The sequence below is a fragment of the Oricola sp. genome (assembly GCF_022763245.1).
Lineage (GTDB): Bacteria > Pseudomonadota > Alphaproteobacteria > Rhizobiales > Rhizobiaceae > Oricola.
Genome location: NZ_JALEGV010000011.1, coordinates 162,782 through 178,709, shown reverse-complemented (window position 1 = coordinate 178,709; position 15,928 = coordinate 162,782). Strand labels below are relative to the sequence as shown.

General features: G+C 63.9%; 16 protein-coding genes. 14 read left to right on the top strand and 2 right to left on the bottom strand.

From position 1 onward, the window contains the following. Positions 1-94 precede the first annotated feature (94 nt). Positions 95-781, top strand: coding sequence for a GntR family transcriptional regulator (locus MRY80_RS03665; protein ID WP_293288140.1), 687 nt, complete (start codon positions 95-97; stop codon positions 779-781). Beyond that, a complete protein-coding gene (locus MRY80_RS03660; protein ID WP_293288137.1) occupies positions 778-2,208 on the top strand; it encodes an MFS transporter in 1,431 nt (476 codons plus the stop codon). Before MRY80_RS03665 ends, MRY80_RS03660 begins: the two co-directional genes overlap by 4 nt. A gap of 10 nt (positions 2,209-2,218) precedes the next feature. Here MRY80_RS03660 and MRY80_RS03655 read toward each other — a convergent pair whose 3' ends face one another. Beyond that, positions 2,219-3,145 (bottom strand): dihydrodipicolinate synthase family protein, encoded by a 927-nt coding sequence (locus MRY80_RS03655; protein WP_293288134.1) that lies wholly within the window; start codon positions 3,143-3,145, stop codon positions 2,219-2,221. Between the two features lie 408 nt (positions 3,146-3,553). On the opposite strand from MRY80_RS03655, the gene MRY80_RS03650 reads away from it, so the two are divergent. The 5 genes from MRY80_RS03650 to MRY80_RS03630 all read left to right on the top strand — a co-directional run bounded on the left by MRY80_RS03650 (position 3,554) and on the right by MRY80_RS03630 (position 8,233). Next, positions 3,554-4,228: an SDR family oxidoreductase gene (locus MRY80_RS03650; RefSeq protein ID WP_293288131.1), complete on the top strand. Its 675-nt coding sequence runs from the start codon at positions 3,554-3,556 to the stop codon at positions 4,226-4,228. 24 nt (positions 4,229-4,252) lie between these two features. Further along, entirely contained in the window at positions 4,253-4,879 is a 627-nt protein-coding gene (locus tag MRY80_RS03645; RefSeq protein ID WP_293288129.1) for an SDR family NAD(P)-dependent oxidoreductase, read from the top strand. 62 nt (positions 4,880-4,941) lie between these two features. Then, entirely contained in the window at positions 4,942-6,396 is a 1,455-nt protein-coding gene (gene hydA, locus MRY80_RS03640) for a dihydropyrimidinase (RefSeq protein ID WP_293288126.1), read from the top strand. Then, positions 6,396-7,031: an aspartate/glutamate racemase family protein gene (locus MRY80_RS03635; protein WP_293288124.1), complete on the top strand. Its 636-nt coding sequence runs from the start codon at positions 6,396-6,398 to the stop codon at positions 7,029-7,031. Before hydA ends, MRY80_RS03635 begins: the two co-directional genes overlap by 1 nt. 551 nt (positions 7,032-7,582) lie before the next feature. Next, complete coding sequence (locus tag MRY80_RS03630; protein WP_293288121.1) at positions 7,583-8,233, top strand: TetR/AcrR family transcriptional regulator; 651 nt, start codon at positions 7,583-7,585, stop codon at positions 8,231-8,233. Positions 8,234-8,304: 71 nt separating this feature from the next. On the opposite strand, the gene MRY80_RS03625 is transcribed toward MRY80_RS03630, so the two are convergent. Further along, a complete protein-coding gene (locus MRY80_RS03625) occupies positions 8,305-9,009 on the bottom strand; it encodes an aspartate/glutamate racemase family protein (RefSeq protein WP_293288118.1) in 705 nt (234 codons plus the stop codon). A gap of 142 nt (positions 9,010-9,151) precedes the next feature. On the opposite strand from MRY80_RS03625, the gene MRY80_RS03620 reads away from it, so the two are divergent. From MRY80_RS03620 to MRY80_RS03590, 7 genes are all read left to right on the top strand, one after another. Then, the gene (locus tag MRY80_RS03620; protein WP_293288115.1) at positions 9,152-9,658 is read left to right on the top strand and encodes an Lrp/AsnC family transcriptional regulator; all 507 of its coding nucleotides are present in this window, start codon (positions 9,152-9,154) and stop codon (positions 9,656-9,658) included. A gap of 23 nt (positions 9,659-9,681) precedes the next feature. Further along, the gene (locus tag MRY80_RS03615) at positions 9,682-10,521 is read left to right on the top strand and encodes a transporter substrate-binding domain-containing protein (protein WP_293288113.1); all 840 of its coding nucleotides are present in this window, start codon (positions 9,682-9,684) and stop codon (positions 10,519-10,521) included. Between the two features lie 122 nt (positions 10,522-10,643). Then, on the top strand, positions 10,644-11,300 hold the full coding sequence (locus MRY80_RS03610) for an amino acid ABC transporter permease (RefSeq protein ID WP_293288111.1): 657 nt from the start codon (positions 10,644-10,646) through the stop codon (positions 11,298-11,300). Continuing rightward, positions 11,300-12,013, top strand: coding sequence for an amino acid ABC transporter permease (locus MRY80_RS03605; protein WP_293288109.1), 714 nt, complete (start codon positions 11,300-11,302; stop codon positions 12,011-12,013). The genes MRY80_RS03610 and MRY80_RS03605 overlap by 1 nt, the downstream gene beginning before the upstream one ends. After that, entirely contained in the window at positions 12,010-12,972 is a 963-nt protein-coding gene (locus tag MRY80_RS03600; RefSeq protein ID WP_293288106.1) for an agmatinase, read from the top strand. The genes MRY80_RS03605 and MRY80_RS03600 overlap by 4 nt, the downstream gene beginning before the upstream one ends. A gap of 25 nt (positions 12,973-12,997) precedes the next feature. Beyond that, a complete protein-coding gene (locus MRY80_RS03595; protein ID WP_293288103.1) occupies positions 12,998-14,170 on the top strand; it encodes a PLP-dependent aminotransferase family protein in 1,173 nt (390 codons plus the stop codon). 6 nt (positions 14,171-14,176) lie between these two features. Continuing rightward, entirely contained in the window at positions 14,177-15,916 is a 1,740-nt protein-coding gene (locus MRY80_RS03590) for a sulfatase-like hydrolase/transferase (protein WP_293288100.1), read from the top strand. Positions 15,917-15,928: the final 12 nt, after the last annotated feature.

The following is a 15,928-nucleotide window of genomic DNA, read 5'->3' as shown; positions in this document are numbered from 1 at the left end:
CGACAATCGAAAACAGAGCGGGCGGACGCGCGCGTGGATCGGCTGGAGGTGCCGGTCCCGCGAAACGTGCCTGCCAACCGGGAGAAGCGTCGGGATGAATGCGCAAGCGCTGCGGTCGGAGGATGACAACAAGGCCTTCTCGGGGGAGGGGCACCTGTCCGATTACGCCTATACGCGGCTGCTCGACATGATGCTGGCGGGAGAATTGAGGCCCGGCGCCGCGTTGCAGGAGCGGCGGCTGGCGCAGATGCTCGAGATTTCCCGCACGCCCGTTCGCGAGGCGCTGTTCAGGCTGGAGGCAGAGGAACTGATCATCCGCCGGCCGGAGCGCCAGCTCGTGGTCGCCGATATCGGGCTTGAAACCTATGTGCGCCTGCTCGACCTGCGTCGCATCCTTGAGGTCGAGGTGGCCGGCCGTGCCACCGGACTGGTCACCCACCAGCGCTGCGCCGAGGTCGAGGCGGCGATCGACAACCTGCTGAAGTCCAACATGGTCACTGCGGCCCAGCATTGGGCCGTCGACGACATGGTCCATCACACAATCGCCGAGGCCGCCGGCAATCCGGTCCTCGCCCAGTCCATCCTCGATCTGCGGCGGCGCACCCACATCTTCAACACCAAGCGCATATCCCACCGTCTGGTACCCGGCGCCGAGGAACACCGGCAATTGATCCGCGCGACCACCGGCACCGATCCCGAACTGTCGCGCCGGCTGATGGGCGAGCATCTCGACCATGTGCGCGACGCCATCGTCGATTATCTGCTCGGGATCCGTCGTTGACGGCTGACCCGGCTCCGCCAGCTTCCGGATTGCGGGCGCGCTTCGCCGCGCTGCTGGCGCCCGGCACGCCGCGGCTTCTCGCCGCCGCCATGCTGGCGCTGTTTCTCGCCGCACTCGAGCAGACCATCATCGGCCCCGTTCTCGGCGGCATTCTCACCGATCTGGGGCAGGGCGCGTTGGTGCCCTGGATCACCACGGGGTTCCTGCTGGCCTCCACGGTCGCCGCACCGCTCTATGGCGCGGTCGCCGACATCCATGGCCGGCGCAAGGCGCTCCTGATCGGCTGCGGCCTCTTTCTCGCCGGTTCGCTCGGCTGCGCGCTCGCCACGGGCCTCGAAGTGCTGGTGCTCGCCCGGATCGTGCAGGGCGCAGGGGCGGGCGGTCTTGTCGCCTTGCCCTTCATCATTGTCGCCGACCGCGTTCCGATGCGCCGTCGCGCGGTGTTCAGCGCGTATATCTCGACGATCTACGCGGTCGCGGGTCTGCTCGGGCCGGTGGCCGGCAGCGTCGTCGCCGCGTGGCTCGACTGGCGCTGGGTTTTCTGGATCAATCTTCCGGCCTGCGCGCTCGTGATCTGGGGCGTGACTTCGGCCCTGGCGCCGCGGGCGCCGCACAAGGGGCGGCGGCTTGATGGTGTCGGCGCGCTGTTTCTGCTGTGCGCTGCGGTCCCGTCCATTCTTCTTCTCGAGGGGCATTTCGGAAAAGCCGGCACACTCGTGCTGGTGGTCGCGGCTGTCTCGTTCTGGGGTTTGTTCGCGCGCCACATCCGGAGCGCCGCCGATCCGCTCGTGCCGCTGGCGGTGATGTCGGACCGGTCCATCCTTCTGACCGCGCTTGCGCTTGCCATGGCGCAGGGGTCCAATTTGGGGCTCGCCGTCTACCTGCCGATTTGGCTGCAAGCCGTCTACGGACTCGATCCGGGCACGGCCGGCGTGGCGCTTCTCGCCTTTGTCGGCGCCATCATGGTGGGGGCCTACATTCCGCCGCGGCTGCTGCGCCGTAACCCCGCCTACAAGCCGATGATGCTCATGTCGGCGTTTCTGTCCTTCGCCTTCTCCCTGGTCTTCTGCCTGTTCGGCATCTGGTCCGTCCCGCTCTTCGCCGCGCTTCTTGCAGTGGTGGGGCTCGGTCTCGGGATAGGGCTTCTCTATCCGATCTTCACGCTGGTGGTGCAGAACTCCGCCGGACCGGGTCAGATAGGGGCGGCGATCGGCGTGCAATCCTTCCTGCGGTCATTGGGCGGAACGTTGGGTGTCACGCTCGCCGGGGCCGCAGCGCTCTGGTCCGGCCTATTGAGCACGACGGACGGCACCGAGGTTGCGCCGGGCATCCTGGCCATGGTGCCGACTGTGCTGATGGGGATCTGCGTGCTGCTGATCGCGTTCCTGCCGGCGCGCCGGCTCGAAGGCTACGCCGCCAAGGGCTGATCGAAGGGGATCAGCTCAGTTCCGCCAGCCTGCGATCAAGCCGTGCCATCAGACGATCGACTTCTGCGACAGCTTCGGCTGAAAGGCCGGCCCCCGGTTTGCGCAACACCGGAGACCCGATTGCGCCGCGCTTGTGCAGGACATGCTTGCGCATGGCCAAACCGATGCCGGGCTGCTGTTCGTAGCGGACCATGGGCAGATAGGCGTCGAAGATGTCCTGGGCGCGCGCCATGTCGCCGCTCGCGGCGAGCGCGACGACGTCCCGCATCATCTCCGGATAGCCGAAACCGGTCATCGCGCCATCGGCGCCGCGGCCCATTTCCTCGGGCAGGAACATGCCGCCATTGCCGCACAGGATCGAGATGCGTCGCCGGCCATTGGCTTCCGCGGCGCGCAGCGCGGTGACCTTTTCAAGCCCCGGCCAGTCCTCGTGCTTGAGCATGACGATCGAGGGACAAGTCTCGATGATTGTGCCGAGCGTCGCGACCGAGATGTGCACCCGGGTCGATAGCGGAAAGTCCTGCAAGACGACGGGAATGTCCGTGCCGAGCGCTTCGACCGCATTCTTGAAATAGGCGATGATCTGTTCGTTGGTTTCCAGACCCGTGGGCGGAGCGATCATCACGCCGGCCGCGCCCGCGTCCATGGAGAAGGCGGCGAGATCGCTCAGCGCGGCCAAACCGGGTGCTGAGACGCCGACGATGACCGGCAGTTCGTTCGCGCGCGCGATCGCCGTTCGCACGACCTGCCGGCTTTCCTCGGCGGACAGCTTCGGCGCCTCGCCCATCATGCCGAGCAAGGTCAGTCCGTCCGCGCCCTTCTCGATATAGAAATCGGTGACTCGTTCGAGGCTCGGCAGGTCGAGGTTGCCATTGTCGGTGAAGGGGGTGGCGCTGATGACGAAGACGCCGCGCGATTCGGAAGAGATCAGTGGCATGTGACGGTCCTGGTAGTCGGAGCCGCGCGCTGGGTGCGGCGGAAAGAAGTAGCGTGATTGCCGGGATGGCGGATCAGGCGGGTTTGTTGCACCGAAGGGCGGACTGTATCATGCGCCGCACTTCGGCAGTCTGTGTGATCATAATGGCATACCAATAGAATGCCAAGATTGGCGCGTCCAGAGAATTGAGCGCCATTTCCGATGATGATCTTCTCGGCGGCCGGCTCGTCTCGCTGAACGGATTGCGCGGGCTGGAAGCGTCTCGAGAGAGCAACTGTTTGATTCTCCTTAGCTATCGCGACCTTGTAGGATGGGTGGGCGGTCGCCGAAAAAATCGGAAACCAAGCGTTGCGATCGCGGCGCAAGCTTGGTATTCCAATAGTAGACCAAACAAATGGGTGGCAGTCGGTGGCTAGCATTCTCATATCCGGCGCGAACCGCGGCATCGGCCTCGAAATGGCGAGGCAGTTCGGGAATGCGGGTTGGCAGGTGATCGGAACGGTGCGCCGTCCCGACCAGGCCGACGCCCTGCGAGAGACCGGCGCGCGGATCGAAGAACTCGACGCGAGCGAACCGGCATCGCTGGACGCGCTTGCCGAGCGCCTTGAGGGCGAGCCCATCGACGTCGTCTTCGCCAATGCCGGAATTGCCCGCAATCTCGAGGCGGGGCCGGCGGACGTCGCCGCCGACGAGATGAAGGAAGTCTTCGCCACCAATCTTTGGGGCCCGATCGGCCTTGCCTGCGCGCTGAAGCGCAACGTGCTTGCGAGCGAACGGAAGACAGTGATCGCGATGTCGTCGCTGATGTCCTCGGTCTCTGCGAATGATTGGGGCACCCAGTACAGCTATCGGGCCTCCAAGGCGGCGCTGAACGCGCTCTGGTCGGCGCTGGCGCGGGAATGGACCGGGGAGGGCATCACCTGCACGCTGCTGCGGCCCGGCTTCGTCGCCACAGAGATGACCGGCAATCGCGGCCTGCCGGTCGCCGAAAGCGTCGCCGGCCTGTGCCGGGTCGTGGAGAGCCTGCGCCTATCCGACAGCGGTCGGATCATTGGCTATGACGGGCGCGACGTGCCGTGGTGAGACATTGGATTTGAGGGCCTGGACATGTCGACAGTTCTGATCACCGGGGCCGATACCGATCAGGGGCTGGCCCATGCGCGGGCGTTCGCCGCCGCGGACTGGAGAATCCTCGCCGCCGGCACCCGTCCGCTCGACGATGCCGCTCGCGCCTCGCTGGGCGCTGCGCTGGCGGTCGAATGGCCCTATGATCCTCTCAAGGACGGTGCAGCTGAGGATCTCGCCCACCACCTCGGCGCCGAGGCGCTCGATGCCGTGGTTTTCGCGTCTGAAACGCGCGAGGGCATCGATCTTCCCGCCGAGGAGTTGACGCGGGACCTGTTGGTCGAAGCGATGCTGGTCAACACCTATGCTCCCCTTCACCTTGCCGCCTGTCTTCAGCCCTCTCTCGCCGCGGGCGAGGCGCCCGCGATCGTCGCGCTGGTCGGAAACGCCGGCGTGACCGGATCCAGCGTGATGCCGCATGGTTTTCCGCTCAAGACATCCAAGGCGGCCCTGCGCCAGATGTGGCGCAATCTTGCGGTGGAATGGCGTGATTGGGGGTGCCGGTGTGTCGTCTCGGTCTCCGGTGCGCAAACGGGTTGCCACGATCCCGTCGATCGCGTTCTCGCGGCCATCGCGGATCCGCAAACGCCGCATTATTGTGAAGTCTGACGCGAGGCGCCGCCTGCCGATTGCGGGCGGTTGCACCAGGTTGAACCCGACGGAGAGCGCACATGGAACATGATATCGTCATCCATTCGGGACAGATCGCGACAGCCGATTTCCTGTTCGACGGTGACATCGCGATCAAGGACGGTCGCATCGTCGCCGTCGCCGAGACGATCGCCGGAGGCGAGCGCCGTATCGATGCCGGCGGTCGCATCGTCATGCCGGGCGGGATCGAGGCCCACGCCCATATCGCCCAGGAAAGCGCGGCCGGCGTGATGACCGCGGACGACTATCTGTCCGGCTCGATTTCGGCGGCATTCGGCGGCAATTCCTCCTTCATCCCCTTCGCCGCCCAGCATCGCGGCCAGTCCATCGACCACGTGCTCGAGACCTATGATGCGCGCGCGGCGCGGTCGGTCATCGACTATTCCTACCATCTGATCGTTTCCGATCCGACCGAGGAGGTTCTCAGGGACCAGCTCCCGCGCGCGTTCGAGCGGGGGGTCACATCGTTCAAGGTCTTCATGACCTACGATCTTCTCAATCTCGGCGATGCCGGCATGCTGGACATCCTGACCGTCGCGCGCGCCCACGGCGCCATGACCATGGTGCATTGCGAGAACGACGCGATGGTCAAATGGATGAACCGGCAGTTGGCGGCGCAAGGGCTTGTCGCGCCGAAATATCACGCCATTTCCAGGCCCGCTCTTGCCGAGGCCGAGGCGATCAACCGCGCCGTGCAATTGGCGAAGCTCGCCGATGCCCCGTTGTTCGTCGTGCATGTGTCCACGCCGGAAGGCGCTGAGATCGTGCGGCGCGAGAAATACGGTGGCGCGAAGCTCTATGCGGAAACCTGTCCGCAATATCTCGCTCTGACGCGGAACGATCTCGACCGGCCCGGCATGGAGGGCGCGAAGTTCATCTGTTCGCCGCCCGTGCGCGACACCGAAACCCAGTCCGCGCTTTGGCATCATGTCCGCATGGGCACCTTCGAGAGCGTATCATCCGACCATGCGCCGTACCGCGCCGACGACAGCGGCAAGTTCGGCGCAGGCCGCGACGCGCCCTATCCGAAGATCGCCAACGGCATGCCCGGGATCGCCATGCGCCTGCCCTACCTGTTCTCGCAGGGCGTGGTCGGCGGACGGATCAGGCTCGAGGACTTCGTGGCGCTGACCTCGACCAATGCGGCGCGGACCTTCGGCTGCACGAAGAAAGGCCGTATCGCGCCCGGCATGGACGCCGACATCGCGATCTGGAACCCGGAGACCCGTTGGACGGCGACGCTCGCGGACCAGCACGACAATATGGACTACACGCCCTTCGAGGGGATGGAGATCACCGGCCGGCCGGAAATCGTGATGAACCGCGGCGAGGTGGTCGTGGAACACGGCGCGCTGAAAGCTGCGGAAGGACAGGGTCGCTTCTTCGGGCGCGCTCCCGTCGATCTTCGCGCGCGGCCGGGCGTCGCCCTCTCCGAGTTCGACCCTGCCCGCAATTTCGGTGTCGGTTTGCGCTGATGCCCCGCATCCTGGTGGTGAACCCCAATTCGTCGACGGCCGTTACGGCGTCGATCCGCATCGCCCTCGCGCCCCTGGGGCCGCATTTCGATGTGGTGGAGGTGCCGGATGGTCCGGCAACGATCGCGACGGCGGCGCATGTTGCGCAAGCCGGGCTTGCCTTTGCCGATCTCGTTTCCCGCACGCCGGATGCCGACGCCTATGTCAGCGCATGCTTCTCCGATCCAGGCGTGGAAATCGCCCGGGAGAGGACGGCGAAACCGGTCATAGGCATTCAGGAGGCGGGAACATATGCCGCTCTCGCGCAGGTCGATCTCTTTGGAATTCTCGCCTTGTCCGAGCGGTCCATTGCCCGCCATCGCCGGCGATTGCGCGCGATGGGGGTGCTGTCGCGGCTGGCCGGCGAACTGGCCCTGCCGGATGTTTCCGCCGAGGCCTCGGGGTCGGGCGATCAGGTGTTCGACCTCGCATGCGAGCGGATCTCGGCGATGTCGGGCATGGGAGCGGAAGCGGTCGTGCTGGGTTGCGCCGGCATGTCCCCGCTGCGTTCCCGGCTCGAAGCCGAGACCGGCTTGCGCATCATCGATCCCGTCACCGCTGCCGGCGCGCTCGCATTGGGCGCAGTGCTTACCTGACGGCTCTCGATGGAGTTCTCCGGTTTCATGAGCCGGAAGAAGCCAACCGGCTCTCGGTCGCTCCTGCTGAAGGTCAGATGCGTAACCGCAGAGGCGCGCGGCCAAACTCGGCTTGCGCCAGCTCAGCGATCTCCGAAAGACAAGCCGGAATGCGGATGCCAGATTGCAACACGCGCCCATCTCAGCCCGCATTTGCAATTCCCAAGCATTTCTGCCGGAATCGCATTCGGCTCGGTCAAATGCGGTCGATCGATGCGGTTCTTTTCAATTTGAAAAACAAAGACACATAATCGATTTCTTTGAAAAAAAATCTTTCACAGTAAATGTGTTTCTGCTCACCGGATTTGGGACGGCGGTTGATCTCCTTTCAAATTGAAAATTCATTTTGGCGAATTGCAAATTGCTAAAACTTGCCCATCATGGCGACCGGGCAAGCCCTCTCTTCGTTTGAAAGCAAGATGCCTTGTCTGGTCATCTTGCGAGCGCCCATCCGAGAGGCGGTTTGTGGTGTTGACAGAGGATGGTTGTGTGCAATTTCCGGTGGTCGGCAGGTGAGTGACAAATCCAGGAACAATGCTGAAAGCCGCGCCAGGAAGATCGCGATCCTCGATGCGACGGCGCGCTTGCTGCGTGAAGAGGGGTTGCAGGCTTTCTCATTCGACGCCGTGGCCACCAAGGCGGGATTGTCCCGCCAGTTGGTGAGGTACTACTACCCCAAGCTGGACGAGCTGATCGTCGATCTCTGCGACTACCTGGCGATGGCCTATCAGGAGATGCTGACGACCAGGATCGTCGAGGTCGGCGAGGTGGAGCGACTTAACTTTTTCCTCGATTTCTTCTTCGGCGTCTCGGGAGAGCATCCGATGCCGAACAACCTCGAAGTGTATGACGCGTTTTTCGCGTATGCCGTCGGCTCGTCTGCGCTGAGGGATCGCCTGTGCGACAACTACAAGGTCCTGGGACAGGTCATCGGGCAGGAATTGGCCATTTCGCATCCGGAGCTCGATCCCGCCGCGTGCTCCGAACTTTCGTTCATCTTCGTCTCAATGATGCATGCGCACTGGGGCATGGTCGCGAGCCTGGGTTTTTCAAGCCAGCACAACCGGATGGTGCGCAACGCGTTCGACCGCCTGATCGCATCCTACGTCAAGGACGGGCCGACAGACGGAGTGACGATCAAGCCCTGGGCGCGCGGAAGCTGAGTCGCTCGGGGGGCAGGCCGCCCGCGAGGCGATGACAATGCAGGGTAGCGGACACCCGTCCAGTTCGATGCTCAGCGGAATGAAAGGCCGTGCGCGTAGTTGATCAGCGAAACGAAGTCGGCGGTCGGCACGCCATATCGTTGTCTCAGCGCGGCCGCGTACGGCGTGAATATCGCGCATTCGAGCAGGATCGCGCCGATGTCGTCATATCGTTCGAAGAGCGCGTCGGCCTCTTCCTCCAGCCGCGCCTGAAACGCGTCGGTGTCGAGATCGGCCGTCATGAAATTCTGGAATTCCCGCGTGTGTTCGATGCTCGAGATCGCGGTCTTCGTTTGAGGGCCGAGACCCGCGAGCGCGAGTAGGTCTGGCGTGATCAGGTCTTTCGCGCCCGCAAGGATGGCGATCCTCTTGTCGGGATGGATCATGCGCGCCAGCGTCGGCAGCTGCAGCAGGCTCGACAGGACAACCGGGATGTCCACCGCCCTTCGGACTGCGTCCTGGTGGTGCAGCATGAAGCCGCAATTGCTGGAGATCGCCTTCACGCCCATGCGTTCCAGTTCCTGGGCCGCTGCGACAATCGCCGGCCGGATCGATAAGTCGCCGGACAGGACCTTCTCGCCGACCGCTTCCTCCACAACCCTGAAAAGCACAGGATAATCATAAGTTTCCGCGTGCGCCGTGTCGCCGGGGACATGTGTCTCCATCAGATTGAGGAGCAGGACGCCCACCCGGTATCCATAGGCCTGGGGCTGCGGCAGGAGTTTGTAGGTGGGCATCGCTTGTATCCTTCCTTGCGCTCATCGCATCGTGACGTCTGGAATCGAGTCGTTCAATCAAATACGTTTTTCGTCGCAAATTCCATTGAGTGAGACGAAAAACAATGATAGTAGCTAATCTAGTAGATGGAAATCGTCGGCAATGAAAAAGAAATCGTGGGAATTCGTCAGCACCAGTGACCTCGACGAAACCGAGCAGGCAGTGCTGTCCCAGCTCAAGATCGACGGGCGGATGTCGAGCGTCGACATCGCCAGGAAGATCGGGGTGACGGAGGCGACGGTGCGCCGGAAGATGGCGCGCCTGCTGGAGGATCCCGGGATTAGCATCCAGGCGGTGGTGCGGCCGCTGCGAAGCGAGGAGGGCATCGCGGCCCTGGTCGGCCTCGACGTCATGCGCGAGCACATGACCGACGTGGCCGAGCGTCTCTCGACCTATTCCTACGTGGACAGCGTCTATGTGACGACCGGCCCGTTCGACCTGATGATCACGATCAGCATGCCGTCGACGGCAAGCCTCTACGATTTCCTGTCCCGCGAACTCACCGAGATTCCGGGGATCAAGGATTCCGAAAGCTACATGATCGCCCGCGCATTCAAGCATGCGGGCCGCGTTTACCCGGAAGTTGAACCAGGAGAAGAGGGCGACTGACTATGAACGAGAATGGATTGCGCATGACCCGGCGTCTGGCCGCGGCGATGATCACGACGGTTCCGCTATTTCTTGGAACTCTGTCGGGCGTGAAGGCCGACGGCCTGCTCGACGAGATCAAGGAACGCGGCAAGATCGTCGTCGGTACGGAGGCCGCGTTCGAGCCCTTCGAATTTCTGAAGGACGGCAAGATCGTCGGGTACAACAAGGACATTCTCGACTATGTGGTCGAGGGGCTCGGCGTCGAACTGGAGCAACTCGACCTGCCCTTCCAGGGACTGCTTCCCGGGCTGATCGCCGGCAAGTTCGACCTGATGGCGACATCGACGTCGATCAATCCGGAGCGTGCCGCCAAATACGCCTTCACCCGCCCGATCGGTACCGCGATGAACCTGATTTTGGCGCGTGCGGACGACGACAGCATCTCGTCGCTCGACGATATGAACGGCAAGGTGGCGGCGACCCAGCTCGCCTCGGTCGCGCAGCCCAAACTCGAGCAGTTCGACGCGGAACTCAAGGAGGCCGGTGGCCCGGGGCTTGGCGAGGTCAAGCTGTTCACCTCGTTCCCGGAAACCCATGTCGCCCTTGCTTCCGGCCAGGTCGATGCCATCGCGATCGCATCGCCCACGGCAGGCGTCCTGATGAAGAAGGTGCCCGACACGTTCAAGGTGATCGGCCCGATCAGCGATCCGGCCTATCTGTCATGGGTCGTTCGGCCCGAGGATGGCGACCTGCGGGATTTCATCAACATGAAGATTGGCGAGCTTGCCGAGAGCGGCAAGCTGAAAGAGCTGCAGATGAAATGGTTCGGGTTCGAGATGGAGACCCCGGCCGAAGGCTACTTGCCCGAAGGGGCGAAATAACCTGATCCGCACCTTCCGCCCGGCACGGCTCCGGGCGGACGATGCCGCCGGACGGCGCTTCGCGCCGCTGGTCCGTTCCTCCCCGAGAGATGCCCAGCGTCTCGCGAAAGCAGGACTGTCTCGTGTTCGACATCGATCATGCCTTGTCGCTGCTTCCCCGTTTCATGGCGGGGGCCGGCATCACGCTGGCGGTCTCCCTCGTGGGCTTTGCGCTTGGCACGGCGATCGGGGCGCTCCTTCTCTATCTCGGCCGGTCGGATTTCACGCCGGCGCGGTGGTTCGCCGCCATCTATACGAGCTTCATTCGCGGCACCCCGCTGCTCGTCCAGATTCTCGTGATCTTCTATGCCCTTCCGGGCCTGACCGGCGTCGATCTGCCGCCGCTCGCGGCCGGCATCCTGGCGCTGGCTTTCAACAGCGCGGCATTCATCGCCGAGATCTTTCGCGCGGGCATGACGCGGATCGATCCGGGCCAATACGAGGCCGCGCGGGCGCTGGCGCTCCCCAGGGCGGTCATCGCGTTCAAGATCATCCTTCCGCAACTGATCCGCAACGTCCTACCGCCGCTGATGAGCGAGTTCACGATGCTGGTGAAGGCGTCGGCCATTCTGTCGGTCGTTACAGTCGTCGAACTGACGCGCACCGCGCAGCAGATCATGACGGAGACCTATCGCCCCGTTGAGGCATTCACCGTCGCGGCCGCGATCTACTTCATCATCCTGTTCGCCTTTTCGACGCTGACGCGCCGTCTCGAGCGCAAATATGCGGCGGCGCGGTGATGGCTTTCGACGTCGGCCTAATCGTGGAGAGCGCTCCGGCCCTTGCGAAGGGTCTCGCCGGCACGATCGGCATTTGTCTCGTCAGCCTGCCAGCCGGTTTCTTCGCCGGCATCCTGCTGGCCCTGGTGCGCATGCGCGGTGGCGTGGTCGCTTCCGTTTTGGTCGGCGCCTATGTGGAGCTGTTCCGCAACATTCCGTTCCTCATCCAGGTCTTCCTGCTGTTCTTCGTCCTGCCGGCCTTCGGGCCGCGCCTCTCGCCGCTGACGGCTGCGTTCGTGGCGCTTTCGGCTTACGCGAGCGCCTATTCGAGCGAAATCTTCCGCGCGGCGCTACTGTCCATTCCGAAAGGCCAGACGGAAGCGGGCTATGCCCTTGGGCTGCGCTATCCGGTGATCCTGCGAAAGATCCTGCTGCCGCAGGCCCTCGGCTTCATCCTGCCGACCTCTACCAACCTCGCGATCACGCTGATCAAGGAGTCGGCGGTTCTCTCCACGATCACCGTGCCGGAGCTGACCTACGCCGCGCAGAACATCGTCGGGAGAACCTTCTCCCCGGTTGAGATCTTCACGGCGATCGCGCTGATCTACTGGGCCCTGACCGCATCCCTGTCCGCGCTGACACGCAGCCTTGAAGTGCGGCTGCAGCCGCATCTGCGCGCGGGCATTACCGACACCGATAACAAGACTGAACAGATACGGGAGGACATCCGATGACAGAACTCACCACCGCGCCGAGGCGCGACTACCGGACATTCATGGATTTTCCGCTCGTGGAGTCGCTCGACGATCTCGATGCCGACGTCGTCGTGCTTGGCATCCCCTATGGCGATCCCTACGAGATCGACGAACTGGTCAACGACCAGAGCCGGGCCCCGGCAGCCATCCGGCACGCGTCGATGCGCGTCAGTCTGGGGCTCGATCACTACGACTTCGACATCGGTGGCCCGGTCTTCGACGGCCGGCCGATCCGCGTCGTCGATGCCGGCGATGTGACCTCCTGCGCGCGCGACGTTGCCGGCCATTACCGGCGCGCGGAGGAAGCGGTGCGCAAGATACTGGTCGCCGGGGCATTGCCGATCGTGATCGGCGGCGACCACGGAATCCCGGTCCCGGTCTTCCGCGCGCTCGAGCACGAGGGGCCGATCACCTTGGTGCAGATCGACGCCCACATCGATTGGCGCGACGAGGTCAAGGGCGCGCGCGAGGGCTACTCGAGCCCGATCCGCCGCGCGTCCGAGATGGATCATATCGGCGAGATCTTCCAGCTCGGCATTCGCGGGCAGGGCAGCGCCCGCGTCGAGGAGTACGAAGCGGCGATCGCCTATGGCGCGCATATCGTCACGGCCGATGAATGGGAGGATGCCGGCACCGAGGCGATCCTAGCGCGGATACCGGACGGCGGTCGGTACTATCTGACGATCGATGCGGACGGCTTCGATCCCTCGGTCATGCCGGCCGTCGGCGGACCCCAGCCTGGCGGCGTCCGGTATCGCCAGGCGATCGACCTGATCAAGGGGCTGGTCCGCAAAGGTCGCGTGGTGGGCATGGACTTTGTCGAGATCTGCCCGTCGCGGGACGTCAACGAGATCACGTCCATCACGGCGGGTCACATCATCCTGAACCTGATCGGCGCGGCGGTTCGCGCCGATTATTTCCCAAGCACGAAGCGATGATCCGCGACGCAAAGGAGACGGTCAAATGAACTCGATCGATTACCGGTATTCGGACTATGCCGGGCGGTTGACGCCATCGGCCATCCGCGCGCTTGCAAGCGTCGCGTCGCCCGATGACACGATACGTCTCGGCCCGGGCGAGCCGGATTCGGAGCTCTTCGCGCTCGACGAGTTTCGCGACGCGATCGGCGGCCTGTTTTCCGACCAGAAGGAGGGGCGGAGCGCGCTGCAATATGCGCCTACGGCCGGCAGTCTGGAACTGCGGCAGCACATTTGCCGCCACATGGCTGCACGCGGTGTCGAGGCTGCGCCGGAGAACGTGCTGCTGGTGAGCGGCGCGCAACAGGGCATCCATCTTTGCTGCGCGGCCTTTCTCAATGCGGGAGACCGTGCGCTGGTTCAAACGCCGACCTATCCCGGCGCATTGCAGGTCCTGGCGGCTTGTGGCGCAGAGGTCGCGGATATGGACGAGGCGGGTAGCGAGAAAGCGGGCCTGCTCTATGCCATGTCGACGTTCCAGAACCCGACGGGTGTCACGCTGTCGCAGTCCGAGCGCCGCCGGATCCTCGGAATCGCGCGCGACCGCGATGCGATCGTGGTGGAGGACGATCCCTATGAGGCGCTCCGCTTCGATGGCGAACCGGCTCGATGCCTGCTTTCGCTCGACGCGGAGGACCGGACGATCGACGAGACGCGCACCCTCTATCTCGGCACGTTCTCGAAATCGATTGCGCCCGGTCTGCGCCTCGGCTGGATCGTGGGAGCGCGCCCCGTCATCGAAAAGCTGACATTGATGAAACAGGCCGAGGACCTGCAGGTCGGGACGTTGGCCCAGGCGGCACTTGTGCGCTTGCTTGACGGAGGTCTGGAGCCGCTGACCGACAGGCTGCGCGCCGCCTATCGGACCCGCCGCGATGGCATGCTCGAAGCCCTGCGGACGGAGTTCGGCAATCGCGGCACGTGGAACGTTCCCGATGGCGGGTTCTTCGTATGGGTGACGCTGCCCACGGACATGGACGCTGTTTCCTTGCTGCACGAGGCGGCGCCGCTCGGCGTCACGTTCGTACCGGGTGCCGCCTTCACCCATGACGGCGCGTGCCGCAACGCCTTGCGGCTGAGCTATTCCTCCGTTCCGGTCGAGCGCATGGCCGAAGCTGTCCGCCGTCTTGCGCGCGCCTTCGACACGCTCATAGGCTAGGGCGCCATGGCACGCAGGCGCAACATCCTGTTCGTCATGTACGATCAGCTCAGGTTCGACTATCTCGGCTGCACCGGGCATCCGACCCTGAAGACGCCCAATTTCGACCGGGTCGCGGCGATGGGCGTCCGGTTTGACCGCTGCTACGTGCAATCGCCGGTCTGTGGCGCCTCGCGCATGAGCTTCTACACCGGGCGCTACGTGCAGAGCCATGGGGCGCATTGGAACAATTTCCCGCTGAAGGTCGGCGAAATGACGCTTGGCGACCATCTCCGCGACATCGGCATGGAGTGCTGGCTCGTCGGCAAGACCCACATGAAGGCCGACGACAGGGGATTGGAGCGTCTTGGCATCGCGCGCGATTCCATCATCGGCGCTCGCGTGGAAGAATGCGGCTTCGACATTCATGTGCGCGATGACGGCCTTTGGGCGGAAGGCCCGGGCGGCCCTTATGATGCGCGCCGGTCCCCCTATAACGAGTATCTGCGGAGCCGGGGGTATGACCGGGCCAATCCATGGCACGATCACGCAAACGCAGCGATCAACGATGTCGCAGAGATCGCCTCGGGCTGGTTCATGGAGAATGCCGGCAGGCCCGCCAACATCCGCGATGAGGATTCCGAGACGCCATGGCTGACCGACCGGGCGATGGAGTTCATCGTCGATAGACGAGGGTCCGGCACTCCCTGGCTCTGCCACCTTTCCTACATCAAGCCGCACTGGCCCTATATCGTGCCGGCGCCGTACAACATCCTCTACGGACCCGGCGACATCGTTCCAGCTGTGCGCGACGCGTGCGAGCGGGACGATCCCCATCCGGTTTATGAGGCCTTCATGGAAAGCGGCGTTGCTCGCGCCTTCACTCGGGACGAGGTCCGCGAAGCCGCCATCCCGGCCTATATGGGGCTCATCGCGCAATGCGACGCGGAGCTCGGTCGCCTGCTCGATTTCCTCGAAGGCGAGGGCGTGATGAACGACACGATGATCGTGCTCACCTCCGATCATGGCGATTATCTCGGCGATCACTGGCTTGGCGAGAAGGACCTGTTCCACGAGCCGTCGGTGAGGGCGCCACTGATCATCTATGATCCCTCACCCGACGCCGACGCGACGCGTGGCACGGTGTGCGACGAACTGGTCGAGTCGATCGATCTGACCGCGACCTTCATCGATTTCGCCGGTGGCGAGGTGCCTGGCCACATCGTGGAGGGGCGTTCGCTGATGCAGTTCCTCCACAATGTCGAACCAGCGTCCTGGCGCGACTTTGCGATCTCGGAATACGATTACTCGGCGACGCCGATCGCTTCCCGGCTCGGCGTTGCGCCCGCCGAGGCCAGACTGTTCATGGTCACCGACAAACGCTGGAAGTTCATGCACGCCGAAGGCGGTTTTCGGCCCATGCTGTTCGACATGGTCAAAGACCCCGGCGAATTGCATGACCTCGGTTCCGATCCGGGCCACGCCCACGTCATTGCGTCGATGTATGAAAGGCTGGGCCGGTGGGGGCGTCGGAACTCGCAGCGGACGACGCGTTCGGACGCCGAAATCCTGGCCTATCGCGCAGATGCCGGCGGCAAAGGCGTCATCCTCGGCGCATGGAGCGCAGCGGACGTCGATCCCCGAGAGGTGGAAAAATATGTCGGAAAAGCTGAGCGAATCCACTTGAGCGAAGTGGAGGAGCGGATGGTGGCATCTGGTGAGGACAACATAACTGACAGGCCACATTCAGAGACAGGCGAGCAGTGACGGCATGATCGA

What these genes read in the sequence shown, in the direction of transcription:
- MRY80_RS03665 (WP_293288140.1), top strand. Translation starts at nt 95, where the DNA reads ATGAATGCGCAAGCGCTGCGGTCGGAGGATGACAACAAGGCCTTCTCG.
- MRY80_RS03655 (WP_293288134.1), bottom strand. Translation starts at nt 3,145, where the DNA reads ATGCCACTGATCTCTTCCGAATCGCGCGGCGTCTTCGTCATCAGCGCC.
- MRY80_RS03645 (WP_293288129.1), top strand. Translation starts at nt 4,253, where the DNA reads ATGTCGACAGTTCTGATCACCGGGGCCGATACCGATCAGGGGCTGGCC.
- hydA (WP_293288126.1), top strand. Translation starts at nt 4,942, where the DNA reads ATGGAACATGATATCGTCATCCATTCGGGACAGATCGCGACAGCCGAT.
- MRY80_RS03635 (WP_293288124.1), top strand. Translation starts at nt 6,396, where the DNA reads ATGCCCCGCATCCTGGTGGTGAACCCCAATTCGTCGACGGCCGTTACG.
- MRY80_RS03625 (WP_293288118.1), bottom strand. Translation starts at nt 9,009, where the DNA reads ATGCCCACCTACAAACTCCTGCCGCAGCCCCAGGCCTATGGATACCGG.
- MRY80_RS03620 (WP_293288115.1), top strand. Translation starts at nt 9,152, where the DNA reads ATGAAAAAGAAATCGTGGGAATTCGTCAGCACCAGTGACCTCGACGAA.
- MRY80_RS03615 (WP_293288113.1), top strand. Translation starts at nt 9,682, where the DNA reads ATGACCCGGCGTCTGGCCGCGGCGATGATCACGACGGTTCCGCTATTT.
- MRY80_RS03605 (WP_293288109.1), top strand. Translation starts at nt 11,300, where the DNA reads ATGGCTTTCGACGTCGGCCTAATCGTGGAGAGCGCTCCGGCCCTTGCG.
- MRY80_RS03600 (WP_293288106.1), top strand. Translation starts at nt 12,010, where the DNA reads ATGACAGAACTCACCACCGCGCCGAGGCGCGACTACCGGACATTCATG.
- MRY80_RS03595 (WP_293288103.1), top strand. Translation starts at nt 12,998, where the DNA reads ATGAACTCGATCGATTACCGGTATTCGGACTATGCCGGGCGGTTGACG.
- MRY80_RS03590 (WP_293288100.1), top strand. Translation starts at nt 14,177, where the DNA reads ATGGCACGCAGGCGCAACATCCTGTTCGTCATGTACGATCAGCTCAGG.